This window comes from Nonomuraea sp. NPDC001636 (assembly GCF_040298265.1).
GTDB lineage: Bacteria > Actinomycetota > Actinomycetes > Streptosporangiales > Streptosporangiaceae > Nonomuraea.
Window position 1 is genome coordinate 136,954 of record NZ_JBEOZT010000002.1, and the last position, 13,252, is coordinate 150,205.

11 protein-coding genes are annotated in these 13,252 nt (G+C 72.2%); 7 read left to right on the forward strand and 4 right to left on the reverse strand.

Annotated elements, in window-relative coordinates:
- The first annotated feature begins 22 nt into the window (after window positions 1–22).
- The 7 genes from ABT158_RS04380 to ABT158_RS04410 are packed head-to-tail and all read left to right on the forward strand — an operon-like array spanning window position 23 to window position 7,343.
- A complete protein-coding gene (locus ABT158_RS04380; RefSeq protein ID WP_352350777.1) occupies window positions 23–1,381 on the forward strand; it encodes an ABC transporter substrate-binding protein in 1,359 nt (452 codons plus the stop codon).
- The gene (locus tag ABT158_RS04385; RefSeq protein WP_352350779.1) at window positions 1,378–2,262 is read left to right on the forward strand and encodes a carbohydrate ABC transporter permease; all 885 of its coding nucleotides are present in this window, start codon (window positions 1,378–1,380) and stop codon (window positions 2,260–2,262) included. Before ABT158_RS04380 ends, ABT158_RS04385 begins: the two co-directional genes overlap by 4 nt.
- Window positions 2,256–3,074, forward strand: coding sequence for a carbohydrate ABC transporter permease (locus tag ABT158_RS04390; RefSeq protein WP_352324937.1), 819 nt, complete (start codon window positions 2,256–2,258; stop codon window positions 3,072–3,074). The genes ABT158_RS04385 and ABT158_RS04390 overlap by 7 nt, the downstream gene beginning before the upstream one ends.
- Before the next feature lie 7 nt (window positions 3,075–3,081).
- On the forward strand, window positions 3,082–4,242 hold the full coding sequence (locus ABT158_RS04395; RefSeq protein ID WP_352350781.1) for a mandelate racemase/muconate lactonizing enzyme family protein: 1,161 nt from the start codon (window positions 3,082–3,084) through the stop codon (window positions 4,240–4,242).
- Window positions 4,243–4,256: 14 nt separating this feature from the next.
- Window positions 4,257–4,922, forward strand: a complete 666-nt coding sequence (locus tag ABT158_RS04400; protein WP_352350783.1) for a GntR family transcriptional regulator — start codon at window positions 4,257–4,259, stop codon at window positions 4,920–4,922.
- Entirely contained in the window at window positions 4,915–6,318 is a 1,404-nt protein-coding gene (locus ABT158_RS04405; protein ID WP_352350785.1) for an NAD-dependent succinate-semialdehyde dehydrogenase, read from the forward strand. Before ABT158_RS04400 ends, ABT158_RS04405 begins: the two co-directional genes overlap by 8 nt.
- An 11-nt stretch (window positions 6,319–6,329) precedes the next feature.
- Window positions 6,330–7,343, forward strand: coding sequence for a DUF2804 domain-containing protein (locus tag ABT158_RS04410; protein ID WP_352350787.1), 1,014 nt, complete (start codon window positions 6,330–6,332; stop codon window positions 7,341–7,343).
- A 6-nt stretch (window positions 7,344–7,349) separates the two neighbouring features.
- Here ABT158_RS04410 and ABT158_RS04415 read toward each other — a convergent pair whose 3' ends face one another.
- The 4 genes from ABT158_RS04415 to ABT158_RS04430 all read right to left on the reverse strand — a co-directional run bounded on the left by ABT158_RS04415 (window position 7,350) and on the right by ABT158_RS04430 (window position 13,234).
- Window positions 7,350–7,868, reverse strand: a complete 519-nt coding sequence (locus ABT158_RS04415; RefSeq protein WP_352350789.1) for an FxsA family protein — start codon at window positions 7,866–7,868, stop codon at window positions 7,350–7,352.
- 75 nt (window positions 7,869–7,943) lie between these two features.
- Complete coding sequence (locus ABT158_RS04420; RefSeq protein ID WP_352350791.1) at window positions 7,944–8,690, reverse strand: polyprenol monophosphomannose synthase; 747 nt, start codon at window positions 8,688–8,690, stop codon at window positions 7,944–7,946.
- Window positions 8,687–10,396 carry an apolipoprotein N-acyltransferase gene (gene lnt, locus ABT158_RS04425; RefSeq protein ID WP_352350793.1) on the reverse strand — a complete coding sequence of 570 codons (1,710 nt, stop codon included), beginning with the start codon at window positions 10,394–10,396 and terminating at the stop codon, window positions 8,687–8,689. Before lnt ends, ABT158_RS04420 begins: the two co-directional genes overlap by 4 nt.
- Window positions 10,397–10,915: 519 nt before the next feature.
- The gene (locus tag ABT158_RS04430; protein ID WP_502911487.1) at window positions 10,916–13,234 is read right to left on the reverse strand and encodes a HelD family protein; all 2,319 of its coding nucleotides are present in this window, start codon (window positions 13,232–13,234) and stop codon (window positions 10,916–10,918) included.
- Window positions 13,235–13,252 lie beyond the last annotated feature (18 nt).

The window sequence follows — 13,252 nt, forward strand, 5'->3', positions numbered from 1 at the left end:
ATTCCCCTCCGGGAGGACACCCGTGTTGAACAACACCCGGCTCGTCACGGCCGCGGCCGTGCTCGCGCTCAGCGTCGCCGCCTGCGGCTCGTCGTCGCCGGAGGTCGCGGCCGACGGCGGCGGCCTCGGCACGGCGCAGGCCCCGGTGTCGATCCGCGTGATCGCCAACGACGCCTTCGCCAAGCAGTGGCAGGACAAACTCGTGCCGGAGTTCGCCAAGAAGTACCCGAACATCAAGGTCACCGTCGACGGCATCCCCTACAACGACCAGCTGCCCAAGACGATGCTGGAGCTGACCGGCACCACCGCCACCTACGACGTGGTGCTCGCCGACGACCCCTGGCTGCCGCAGCTCGCCAAGACCGGCGCCCTGTACGACCTCAAGGGCCCCGAGCTGGCCAAGTGGAACGACCCCGGCTACGACTGGGCCGACTTCAACCCCTCGCCGCTGGCCGCCGGGGAGTGGGAGGGCAAGCAGTACGCCGTGCCCGTGCGCTCCAACCTGCTGCTGATGTTCTACAACAAGTCGCTGTACAAGAAGGCCGGCGTGGCCGAGCCGACCGCCGAGACGACCTGGGAGCAGTACTTCAAGGACGCCCCCAAGCTCGTCCAGGACACCGACGGCGACGGCAAGACCGACTCCTGGGCCGTGGGCACGTACTTCACCAAGGACCCGCTGACCCCCACGGTGTGGCAGACCGTGCTCAACTCCGACGGCGGCAAGATCCTGGACGGCACGAAGGTCGCCTTCGGCGGCCCGGCGGGCGTCAAGGCCCTGCAGACGCAGGTCGACCTGCTCAAGTACGCGCCGCCCGGGGCGAGCACGTACCAGTTCAACGAGCCGCTGGAGGCATTCCGGCAGGGCAAGACGGCCACCATGTTCATGTGGGGCAGCGTCTACAAGGGCACCGCCGTGGACAAGGAGACCACCACCCTGACCCCCGAGCAGGTGGGCCTCACCACCCTGCCCGCGGGATCGACCTCGCCGGGCGCCCACCGCGGCATCTGGACGGCCGGCATCTCCAAGAAGTCCACGCACCCGGCCGCCGCCTGGACCTGGCTGCAGTGGGTGACCTCCAAGGAGGGCGAGCAGTTCACCGGCAAGGCGTTCGGCACCTTCCCCGCCCGCAACTCCAGCCTCGACGGCACGCCGCCGGCCGAGTGGGCCGTCCCGGTCTACAAGGCGCTCAAGGACGGCTACGAGGTCGTCTCCAAGGGTGAGATGTGGCGGCCCAGGCTGCCCGAGTCCGACGCCGTGCAGCAGATCCTGGCGCTGCAGACCAGCCGGGCCATGTCCGGGCAGGCCACCGCGCAGCAGGCGATCGACCAGGCCGCCAAGGAGATCGGCGACCTGCTGACGGCCAAGGGCTACAACCAGTGAGGCGTGCCCGACTGGGAGAGCCGGGCACGGCCTGGCTCTTCCTGGCCCCCGCCCTGCTGCTGCTGGCGGGCATGCTGCTCTACCCGATCCTGTACACGGCCTGGGTGAGCGTGTCCGACTTCGACCTGGCCTCCTTCCAGCCGTCCGGATGGGTCGGCTGGCGGCACTACGAGGCCGTGCTGCGCGATCCGGGCTTCCTGGACTCGCTCCGGGTCACCGGCGTCTACCTGGTGATCGCGCTGCCGCTGCAGATGGTGCTCGGGTTCGCCATCGCGTTCCTGCTCAACGTCGCCTGGCGGGGGCGGGGCGTGCTGCGTGCCCTGTTCCTGATTCCGATGGTGGTGGCCCCCGTGGTCGCCGGCGGCGTGTGGCGGATGTTGCTCGACCCGCTGTGGGGCGTCGTCAACTACGCCCTCGGCCTGGTCGGCGTCGGGCCCGTCGAGTGGATCGGCGACCCGACGCTGGCCATGGTCAGCCTGATCGTCATCGACACCTGGCGCTGGACGCCGTTCGTGGTGCTCATCGCCTCGGCCGGGATCATGGCCCTGCCCGGCGACGTGTACGAGGCCGCCAAGTCCGACGGCGCCGGGCGCTGGGCCATCCTGCGGCGCATCACGCTGCCGCTGCTGGTGCCGGTGATGGCCGCCGCGTTCGTGGTGCGCTGGCTGGGCGCGGTCAAGATGTTCGACATCGCGCTGGCCGCCACCAGGGGCGGGCCGGGCAACTCGACCAACGTCATCAACCTCTACATCTACGAGAAGGGGTTCAGGAGCCTGGAGTTCGGCTCGGCCTCCTCGATGGCGACGATCGTCCTGGTCCTGACGATGCTGATCACCTTTGTCCTGTTCCGCGTGACCCGGCGTCTGGAGAACCGATGGTGAGACGGTACGCGGCCGTCACCGGGGCCGTCCTGGTGACGCTGGCCTTCCTGTTCCCCGTGCTCTACATGGTGTCGATCTCGTTCAAGCTGCCCAGGGACATCTTCACGGTGCCGCCGCGCTGGCTGAGCGAGTTCACCCTCGACAACTACGTCAGCTACTTCCAGCAGGCGCGCATCCTGCCCCGCATGGTCAACACGGTCATCGTGGCGGCCGGCGCCTCGGCCATCTCCATGGTCGCCGGCTCGATGGCCGGGTACGCGCTGTCGCGGCTGCGGATGCGCGGCGCGGGCGTGGTGGGCGGGCTGATCCTGGCCTCGCGCGCGGTGCCGCCGATCGCGCTGGTGGTGCCGCTGTTCCTGGTGGCCAGGAAGCTGGGGCTGACCGACCAGTACATCACCGTGATCCTGGCGTACGTGACCTTCCTGGTGCCGTACGTGGTGTGGCTGATGCGGGCCTTCTTCCGCGGGCTGCCCAAGGAGCTGGAGGAGGCGGCGATGATCGACGGCTGCTCGCGGTTCGGGGCGTTCTTCCGGATCATCGTGCCGACGAGCCTGACCGGCCTGGTCTCGACGTTGATCTTCTGCATCATCCTGGCCTGGGAGGAGCTGCTGTTCGCGCTGATCCTCACCAACGACCGGGCGGTCACCATCCCCGTCGCCATCGCCGGGATCGCGGCCGACACCGAGAAGGGCGGGATGTGGGGGCCGCTGGCCGCGGTCGGCGTGCTGACCGTGCTGCCCGTGGTGGTCTTCGCGCTGCTGGTGCAGAAGTACCTGATCAAGGGTCTCGCGGACGGCGCGACCAAGGGGTGAGGAGCCGATGAGGATCACAGACGTCCGCGCGCGGGTCATCGAGCTGCCCTATCCCCGGCCGTTCGTGCCGTCGTGGGCCCCGGAGGGCGCGCACCGGGCGATGTCGGCGGTCATCGTCGAGGTCGAGACCGACGAGGGCATCGTCGGGGTGTCCGGCGGCGACATGGGCCACGGCACCGGGCCGATGCTGCTGGAGGCGATCCGCGGCTGGATCCGCCCGCAGCTGGTCGGCCTGGACGCCTTCGACACCACGCACGTGGCCAACCGGCTGAGGTACGTGGCCGAGTACGTCTTCCCCCGGCCGTGGGTCGTCGGCGTCGCCGTGTGGGACGCCGTCGGCAAGGCCTGCGGGCAGCCGCTGTACAAGCTCTGGGGCGGGCACTCGGGAGCTGTCCGCGCGTACGCGAGCTTCGGTGAGCTCCGCGACCCGGCCCAGCGGGCCGAGGACGCCCTGGCCGCCGTCGAACGGGGCTTCCAGGGGATCAAGCTGCGCGTGCACGCGGCCACGATCGCCGAGGACGTGCGGCAGGTCGCCGCCGTGCGCGAGGCGGTCGGCCCCGACGTGGCGATCATGGTGGACGCCAACCAGGCGGCCGCCCGCTGGCGCTACGCCCCCGACGGCACCCGCCTGATCTGGGACTTCGAGCGCGCCCTCACCACCGCCAGGGAACTGGCCGGGCTCGGTGTGGCGTGGCTGGAGGAGCCGCTGCCCCGGCACGACTACCGCGCCCTGTGCGAGCTGACCGCGGCCTCGCCGATCCCGATCGCGGGCTGCGAGCACAACCGGGGCATCGGCCAGCTCGTGCGCATGCTGGAGGATGGTTGCTTCGACATCTTTCAGCCCGACGCGAACGAGAGCGAGGAGATCGGCGCCCTGCGCGACTTCGGCGCCATGGCCGCCGCCCGGCAGCGCAAGGTCATCCCGCACGCCTGGGCCACCGGGCTCGGCGTGGCGGGCAACCTGCAACTTTGCGCCTCGCTGCCGAACTGCGACTGGCTGGAGTACCCCTACGATCCGCCGGTGATCGTCCCTGAGGTGTTCCACGCCATGCTGACCGAACCGCTGCTGCCCGACTCCCGCGGTCTCGTCGCCGTTCCGGCGGGGCCCGGAATCGGTGTAGAGCTGGACCACGCGGCGATCGAGCCGCTCACCGTCCAGCGGGTCTGAAGGGCTCCCCAACCATGGCCGAATCGCGTTCCCCCTTCCGCACCAAGGCGGATCTTGCGGCGGAGCACATCAAACATCTGATCATGAGCGGCGCGGCGCCTCCCGGCACGAAGATCACCACCAGGGTGGTGGCCGAGGCCGTGGGCATCAGCGAGACGCCCGTGCGCGAGGCGATCAAGCAGCTCTGCTCCGAGGACTGGCTGGTCGAGCGCCCGCACGTCGGCGCCGTGGTCGCCGAGCTCACGGTGGCCAACGTGCGCGAGCTCTACAGCGTCCGGGCCGCGCTCACCGCGCTGGCGCTGGAGCTGGGCGGCGTGCCGCTGGAGGGCGCGCGGCTGGCCGAGGTCGACGCGGTGCTCGCCGAGTGCGAGACCGCCGTCGCCCGCGAGGACGTCGCCGCCTTCGCCCGCCTCAACCGGCGCTTCCACTCCCTGCTGTGCGACACCGAGCACAGCAAGCTCACCCACCGCATGCTGCAGAGCCTGTGGGCCCGCACGGAGACCGCCCAGCGCGGCTTCCGCCTGGTGCCCTGGCGGCTGCCCAAGTCGCACGCCGAGCACATCGCCATCAGGAACGCCCTGGTCGAGGGCGACATCCCGCTGGCGGGCAGGCTGCAGCACGCGCACGAGATGGCCGCCATGAAGGCCCTCATCGAAGGAATCCAGGAGACACATGGCTGACACCCGCAGGGCTCTCGTCGGAGCCGCATGGCAGGAGGCCGACCAGACCTTCACCGTCCGCTCCCCCGCCACCGGCGAGCCGCTGGCGCAGGTCGCCGACTGCGGCCCCGAACTGGCCACGCAGGCGGTCGACGCGGCCGCGGCGGCGCTGCCCGGCTGGCGGGCCATGCCCGCGCACGAACGCGCCGACCTCATGCGGGCCGCCGCCCGCGAGCTGACCGCGCGGGCCGACCGGATCGCCGCGATCATGACGGCCGAGCAGGGCAAGCCGCTCGCCGAGGCGACCGGCGAGGTGCTCTCGGGCGCCGACCACCTGCTGTGGGCCGCCGAGGAGACCCGCCGCCTGTACGGCGAGACCGTGCCCGGCGCGCACGAGGGCAACCGCATCTGGCTGCTGCCCGAGCCGGTCGGCGTGGTCGCGGGCATCACGCCGTGGAACTTCCCGGTCTCGATGATCACTCGCAAGCTCGGCCCGGCGCTGGCCGCCGGCTGCACGGTCGTGCTCAAACCGGCCGAGCAGACCCCGCTGTCGGCGATCGCGGTGGCCGAGGCGTTCGTCGCGGCCGGGCTGCCGCCGGGCGTGTTCAACCTGGTCACCACGTCCCGGCCGGCCGGGTTCGGCCAGGCGGTGATGACCGACCCGCGGGTGCGCAAGGTGTCCTTCACCGGCTCCACCGAGGTCGGCCGCGAGCTGATCAGGCAGAGCGCCCACGACGTCAAGCGGCTCAGCGTCGAGCTGGGCGGGCACGCGCCCGTGCTGGTCTTCCCCGACGCCGACCCGGTCGCCGCCGCCCGCGCGGTGGCCCGCAGCAAGTTCCTCAACGCCGGGCAGGCCTGCACCTCGCCCAACCGGATCTTCGTCCACTCCTCACTGGCCGCCGCCTTCACCGACGAGCTGGTACGCCAGGCGCGGGCGGCCGAGCTGGGCCCGCTCATCGACGAGGCGGCCGTGGCCAAGGTGAGCAGGCACGTCGAGGACGCCGTCGCGAAGGGCGCGGCCGTCCTGACCGGCGGGCGGCGTCCGGAGGGGGCGGGCACGTACTACCCGGCGACCGTGCTGGGCGGGGTGAGCGAGGACATGCTGGTCTGCCGCGAGGAGACGTTCGGGCCGGTCGCGCCGGTGCTGGAGTTCGACGACTGCGACAAGGTCGTCGAACGCGCCAACGCCACCCCGTACGGGCTGACCGCCTACGTGTGGACCAACGACCTGACCAGGACCCTGCGCGTGGCCGAGGAGCTGCAGTTCGGCATGGTCACCGTGAACGGCGGCCCGCTGGCGCCGCCGCAGGCGCCGTTCGGCGGGATCAAGAGCAGCGGCTACGGGCGCGAGGGCGGCCACCACGGGGTGGCCGACTACCTGGAGTACAAGTACCTCAGCGTGGGGCTGGGACGATGACGGAGAGCACGATGAAGACGAGCCCGCGCACGGTCGCCGAGCGCGAGATCACCCACCGGGTCGACCTGTGCCTGCCCGACGGCCGGCTCAACCCGGCCGCGGTCGGCTGGAGCCGCACCCCGCTCCACCGCGCCAACATCCGCGGCTGGGGCCGCACCATGCGCTGGGACTACTGGTGCGTCACCAGCCCCGGCCACGTGTTCGCCTTCAGCGCCAGCAGCCTCGACTACCTGGCCGGCGAGTCGGCGTTCTTCCTCGACCGGCGCACCGGCGAGCAGGTCTCCAGCCGGGGCCTGCTCGTCCCGGCCAGGGGCGTGTCCTTCTCCGAGCGCGGCGGCGAGGGCAGCGTGCGCATCGGCGCCGGCCCGGTCCGCATCAGCGTCGACGAGACCGCCGACGGCACCCGGCTGCGGCTGAAGTCCGCCGAGATCGCCGCCGACGTGCTGGTGCGCCGGGTGCCGGGCCGCGAGAGCCTGTCGGTCGTGGTGCCCTGGGGCCCGCGCCGCTTCCAGTACACGGTCAAGGACGTCGGCCGGCCCGCCGAGGGCACCGTCCGCGTGGGCGGGCTGACCTACGAGTTCGACCCCGCCGACGCCCTGGCCACGCTCGACCTCGGGCGCGGGCGCTGGCCCGGCGACATCCGCTGGAACTGGGGCGCCGCCGCCGGACGGCCCGGCGGCCGCGACGTCGCCCTGCAGATCGGCGGCAAGTGGACCGACGGCACCGGCAGCGTGGAGAACGGCCTGATCCTCGACGGCCGGCTGCACAAGATCAGCGAAGAGCTGGTCTGGCGGTACGACACCACCGACTGGCGCGCGCCCTGGCGCATCGAGGGCGAGCGCGTGGACCTGGAGTTCGTCCCCGAGCACGTGCGCGAGGCCGACGTGCGGCGCGCGTTCTACATGCGCAGCCAGGAGGCCCAGGCGTTCGGCCACTACCGCGGCACGGTCGTCGCCGACGACGGCGAGCGCGTCACGGTCGACGGCCTGTACGGCTGGGCCGAGGAGGTCTACCGGCGCTGGTAGCGCCGGTCAGGCGTCGCGGTCGTCGCGGATGACCTCACCGTGGATGACCTCGCCGTGCACGACCTTGCCGCCCTGCGGGGCCCGGTCCACGCCGGGCGCCGGCGGGAACATGTTCGCGTACGGCGAGGCCGCCGCCATCCGCTTGACCCGCCGGTCGAAGAACGACGACGCCAGCCGCCGCATCAGCGGCCGGGTGAAGGGCAGCACGAAGACGAAGCCGACGAGGTCGGTGAAGAAGCCCGGGATCATCAGCAGGGCGCCGCCGGCCAGCACCAGCCCACCGTCGGCCAGCTCACGGTCGGGCACCCGGCCCTCCGACAGCGCCGCCTGCAGCCGCCGCCACACCCGGCGGCCCTCGCGGCGCACCAGCCAGGCGCCCAGCAGGCTGCCCGCGACGAGCAGGCCGACGGTCGGCCATCCGCCGATCATCGATCCGACCTGGATCAGCAGCCAGACCTCCAGCACCGGGACGCCCAGCAGGGCCAGGAACAGCAGCAGCCGCATCGTTTCCTCGATTCCGCGCACACGTACATCAGGAACAACGTCCGGCGGGCCGCGCGCGTTCCTGGACGCGGATCCTCGGCGCCCGTCAGCCGCCGCTCAGCCGCGGGTGCGGCGCAGGCGGCGGGGCAGGCCGGTGACGCCCCACATGCCGATGCGCCACAACGCCTCGGACATGACCTTGCCGTTCATCTTGCTCTTGCCGACCGTGCGCTCGACGAACGTGATCGGCACCTCCACCACCCGCAGCCCGTGCCTGGACGTGCGGAGCGTGAGGTCGACCTGGAAGCAGTAGCCCTGCGACTCGACCCCGGCCAGGCCCACCTTCTCCAGCGTGGCGGCCCGGTAGGCGCGGAAACCGGCGGTGGCGTCGCGCACCGGCAGGCCGAGCATCACCCGGGTGTAGATGTTGGCGCCCTTGGACAGCAGCTCGCGCCGGTGGGGCCAGTTGACCACCTTGCCGCCGGGCACGTAGCGGGAGCCGATCGCCAGGTCGGCGCCGTCGGCCAGCGCCTGCAGCAGCTTGGGCAGCTCCTCGGGCTGGTGGGAGCCGTCGGCGTCCATCTCGACCAGCACGTCGTAGCCCTCGCCCAGGCCCCAGCGGAAGCCGGCGATGTAGGCCGCGCCGAGCCCCTGCTTGCCCGGCCGGTGCAGCACGTGGACGTGCTCGTCGGCCTCGGCCAGGGCGTCGGCGACCGCGCCGGTGCCGTCGGGGCTGTTGTCGTCGGCCACCAGCACGTGGGCGTCCGGCACGGCGGCGCGCACCCGCTCGACGATCGCGGGCAGGTTGTCGCGCTCGTTGTAGGTCGGGACGACGACGAGCACCCGGCCGACAGTCTCCATCATGAGCCGTTCCCCATTCGGTCGCCTCGCCTGCCGCGCCGTGCGGCGACTCCCACAGCCACCGCTCCCATCAACATCAATGCCCATTCAGGAAGCTCGCCCACCTTTGTGGCGATCGTTTCCTGGGTGCGTACGGGCACCTTGACCACGTTCATGTCAGGGACAAGTTCACGGGTCTGCCAGGAGACCTTACCGTCAGGCGTGACATATGCGGAGATCCCGGTCGTGGCGGCCGTGACGACGGCCCTGTTGTGCTCGACGGCCCGCAGCTTGGACATCGCGAGCTGCTGCGGGGGCAGGTTGGACAGCGCGTAGCTGGCGTTGTTGGTCTGCACCACCAGCGGGGTGCCGCCGGCGCGCACGGTGCCGCGCACGGTGTCGTCGTAGGCAACCTCGTAGCAGTTGACCGCGCCGATGGTGACCGGGCCGAGCTTCAGGTCGCCCGGCCTGGTGCCCGCGACCGACTGCCGGCCGACCAGGTTGGCCCGCTCCCACAGGGCCAGCACGATCTCCTTGAACGGCGTGTACTCCCCGAACGGCACCAGGTGCTGCTTGTCGTAGTAGGCGCCGGGACCGCTCACCGGGTCCCACACCAGGCTGCGCGTGGCGCGGTGCTCGTCGCCGATGGCCACGACGGCGCCGACCAGGGTGGGGACGCCGACGTACTTGACCGACTCGTCGATGACCTGGCGGGCGAAGGCGCTGGTGTAGGGGTCGATGTCGGTGGAGTTCTCGGGCAGGACGACGATGTCGGGCCTGGGCAGCGCCCCGGCGCGCACGGCGTCGGCCAGGCGCTTGGTCTCCTCGGCGTGGTTGCGCAGGACGACGGCCGGCTCGTCGCCGAGCGGGTGCATGCCCCGCCCCGGGACGTTGCCCTGCACGATGCCGACGTTGATCGACCGGCCCTCGTCGCCCGGCCTCGGCAGGGCCGGCGCGAGCAGCGGCACGGCCAGCGCCACGACCACCGGGACGGCCCTGCGCACGGCTCTGTTCACGGCCTTGTCCGTGGCTTTTTCCGTGGCTTTTTCCGCGGCTTTTTCCGCGGTGGCGGCGGGACGCACCAGGACGGCGTGGGCCAGCAGGGCGCCGCACAGCGCGACGGCGAAGGACACCAGCGGCGCGCCGCCCAGCGCGGCGTAGGGGGTGAACAGCGACTCGCCCTGGCTGAAGGCCACCCGCGCCCACGGGAAGCCGCCGACGGGCACCAGGCCGCGGGCCCACTCCATCGTCACCCACAGCGCGCCGAACCACAGCGGCCACAGCCGCAGCCGGAACACCAGGGCCGCCAGGGCGGCCATGACGGCGTAGAACACGCTCTCGGTGGCCACCAGCATGACCCAGACGTCGTCGCCGATCGTGCGCACCCAGGCCAGGGCCGGGAACAGGAACACGGCGGCGCCCAGATACCCCAGCCACGCGGCGCGCCGGGGACGGGCGCGGTAGAGGCCGGCGACGATCAGCCCGATGCCGACCGGCGCGCACAGCCACCAGTCGAGCGGCGGGAAGGCGGTGAAGAGCAGCAGCCCGCCGGCGACCACGGCCGCGACCCGCGCGGCGAGCACCCACCGGCCCTCGCCCTTGGCGCGACCGCCTTCACCCGCGGAGGAGGCGGTGTCGGTCTCGGTGTTGGTGTCGGTGTCGGCGGCGTCCGCCTCGGGAGCCGGTTCGCGCCCGGGGACGGGCGGAACGCTCGTCTTGTCCTGAACCACGCCGGGTCTCCTCGCAAAATCGCACGCCTGCTTGCGAAAACGCTACCGCCCCGGGGCCGCGCTCAAGCCAGCGGCGCACGCGGAGATCGAAAACGGCCGCTCACAGGCGGCCGGCTGGGTGATCCCGTTGGGACGGGATCACCCGGCGCGATCCGCGATCCAGCGCACGAGAGCGGGAAGAGGGCCCGGAAACCCTTCGGACCGGACCCGTCTCGTCGGCGGCGAGCGCGGAATTCCGTTGTCTACTGGGCTCCCGGACCCGTCCCGGGTCCAACCCCCCAACCGGTTGGGGTGCCCCGACTCGACGGACCGACGGCCCTGCACCTGGCTGTGTGGACGAAGTCACGCTCCGTCACGGACGCAGGATCCGGCGATGTCAGAGACGGCCAACCGGCCAAGTCCCGTGCTGGACTGCGCAGCAAACTACCGACTCCACCTCAGATGTCAACCGTGTCCCGATCAGCGGGAACATCAAGTTTCCGCAGGTGGGACATGTTCGGCCTGCCGTCGTAAAGCGGGTCAAAGCCCATTTGCCGACGTCGGGGACCTGCCCGGCAGGCCCGACAGCGCCTGCGACAACGGCCCTTCGTGGACGACGCCCAGCCGTTGCGTGGCACGCGTCAGAGCAACATACAGGTCGCTCGGCCCGCGTGGCGACTGGGCGGCGATGAGGTCCGGCTCGGCCACGATCACCGAGTCGAACTCCAGGCCCTTGGCGTCGGCCACGCCCATCACCGCCAGGGGCGCGTCGAGGGCGGCGGCCCCGGCGGCCCGTCCGGCGCCGGGCGTGACCACCGCGGCGCCCTCCACGGCCGCGACCAGCCGCGCGCCGAGCGTGTCCAGCAGCGCGTCGGGCACCACCACGGCGACCTTGCCGCCCTCCCCGACCTCGGCCCCGGCCAGCTCGGGCAGCGCGGACAGCGGCGCCGACCAGGGCCGCGCGCCGAGCTCGCGCACGGACGTCGGCGCCTCCAGGGCCGGGTCGATGGTGGCCAGCACCCGCGCGGCCACCTCCATGAGCTCCACGGGCGTGCGGTAGTTGACCGTCAGCCGCTCCTGACGCCAGCGCCCGGCCACGTACGGGTCCAGCACCTGCGCCCACGAGCGCGCCCCCGCCGCCGAGCCGGTCTGGGCGATGTCGCCGACGATCGTCATCGACCGCGTCGGGCAGCGCCGCATGACCGCCCGCCAGGCCATCGGCGACAGCTCCTGCGCCTCGTCCACGATCACGTGGCCGTAGGCCCAGGTGCGGTCGGCGGCGGCGCGTTCGGCGGTGGTGAGGTAGGGGCCGTCGCCGCGCTGGCGCTCGGCCAGCCGCTCGGCCTCCATGACGTCGGACAGGCCGGTCAGCTCCAGCACCTCGCGCGCGTAGGCCAGCTCGGCCTCGCGCTGGTGCTCCTCGGCCTGGCGGGCCGCGGCCAGTTCCTCCTCGGCCTGCATCGCCGAGGCGCGCAGCACGTGCTCGTCGATGTCGCCCAGCAGTTCGGCGGCCTCGTCCAGCAGCGGCACGTCGGCGTCGGTCCATTCGGCCGAGTCGCGGCGCAGCAGCGCCCTCTCCGCGGGGCTGAGGACGCCCCCCGCCGCGTCCAGCCGCTCGGGCGACCCGTACAGGCCGAGCAGCAGCCGCTGGGGCGTCAGGTACGGCCACAGCCGGTTGAGCGCCGCCTTGACCACCGGCTCGGTCCGCAGTTCCTCGCGCAGGTCGGCCAGCTCGTCGTCGTCGATGAGCCCCTTGCCGATCTTGCGGGCCTGCTGCCGGGCCAGCGCGTTCAGCAGCGACCTGACGAACACCGCGCGCGCCTGGTTGTGCGGGCGGCGCGAGCGCACGGCCTTGTTCTTGGCCGCGTCGAGCATGGCGCGGTCGACGGTGAGCGTCAGCCGGCCCATCGCCAGCTCGATGGGCTTGCGCGGCACCTTCTGCCGCTCGCGCACCGCGCGCTCGATCACCTGGGCCATCCGCGCGTCGCCCTTGACCGCGGCCACCTCCGGACGGTCGCGCCGGGTGGCGGTCACGCCCGGGTACAGCTCGCCCACGGTGGACAGCAGCACGTCGGTCTCGCCGAGCGAGGGCAGGACCTGCTCGATGTAGCGCAGGAAGGTCAGGTTGGGGCCGAGGATGAGCACGCCGCGGCGCTCCAGGCGCTCCCGGTGGGTGTAGAGCAGGTAGGCCGCCCGGTGCAGGGCCACGACGGTCTTGCCCGTGCCAGGGCCGCCCTGCACGACCAGGACGCCGTTGAGGTCGCTGCGGATGACGCGGTCCTGCTCGGCCTGGATGGTGGCGACGATGTCGCGCATCCGCCCGGTGCGGCGCTCGTCGAGGGCGGCCAGCAGCGCGGCCTCGCCGTTGAGGGTGGCGCGGTCGTCGTCGGTGAGCGCGTCGAGGTCGAGCAGGTCGTCGTCGACGCCGACGACGCTGCGCTCCCTGGTCTGCAGGTGGCGGCGCCTGGTCACGCCCATGGGCGCGGCGGGGGTGGCGCGGTAGAACGGCTGCGCGACGGGCGCGCGCCAGTCGATGAGCAGGCGTCGTTGCTCGTCGTCGGTGAGGCCGAGCTTGCCGATGTAGAGCCGGCCCTCCTCGACGTGGTCGAGCCGGCCGAAAACCAGGCCGCGCTCCACCGCCCAGAGCCGGGCCAATCGCCCGGCGTACATGTCGGCGAAGGAGTCGCGCTCGGATCTGTTCTGCATCGTGCCGACGGCGCCTGTGGCCAGCACCTCCTTGAGCCGGCGCTGGGTGCGCTCGCGCAGCGCGTCGAGGCGGTCGTACAGACCGGTGACGTAGGACTGCTCTTTGGCGAGCTCCGTTTGACGAGTTGCCGCCTGACCATTATTGTGGTTAATGGGACACTCCGGGCCATT

Coding starts and splice junctions, on each gene's coding strand:
- ABT158_RS04390 (WP_352324937.1), top strand. CDS start 2,256: ATGGTGAGACGGTACGCGGCCGTCACCGGGGCCGTCCTGGTGACGCTG.
- ABT158_RS04395 (WP_352350781.1), top strand. CDS start 3,082: ATGAGGATCACAGACGTCCGCGCGCGGGTCATCGAGCTGCCCTATCCC.
- ABT158_RS04400 (WP_352350783.1), top strand. CDS start 4,257: ATGGCCGAATCGCGTTCCCCCTTCCGCACCAAGGCGGATCTTGCGGCG.
- ABT158_RS04405 (WP_352350785.1), top strand. CDS start 4,915: ATGGCTGACACCCGCAGGGCTCTCGTCGGAGCCGCATGGCAGGAGGCC.
- ABT158_RS04410 (WP_352350787.1), top strand. CDS start 6,330: ATGAAGACGAGCCCGCGCACGGTCGCCGAGCGCGAGATCACCCACCGG.
- ABT158_RS04420 (WP_352350791.1), bottom strand. CDS start 8,690: ATGATGGAGACTGTCGGCCGGGTGCTCGTCGTCGTCCCGACCTACAAC.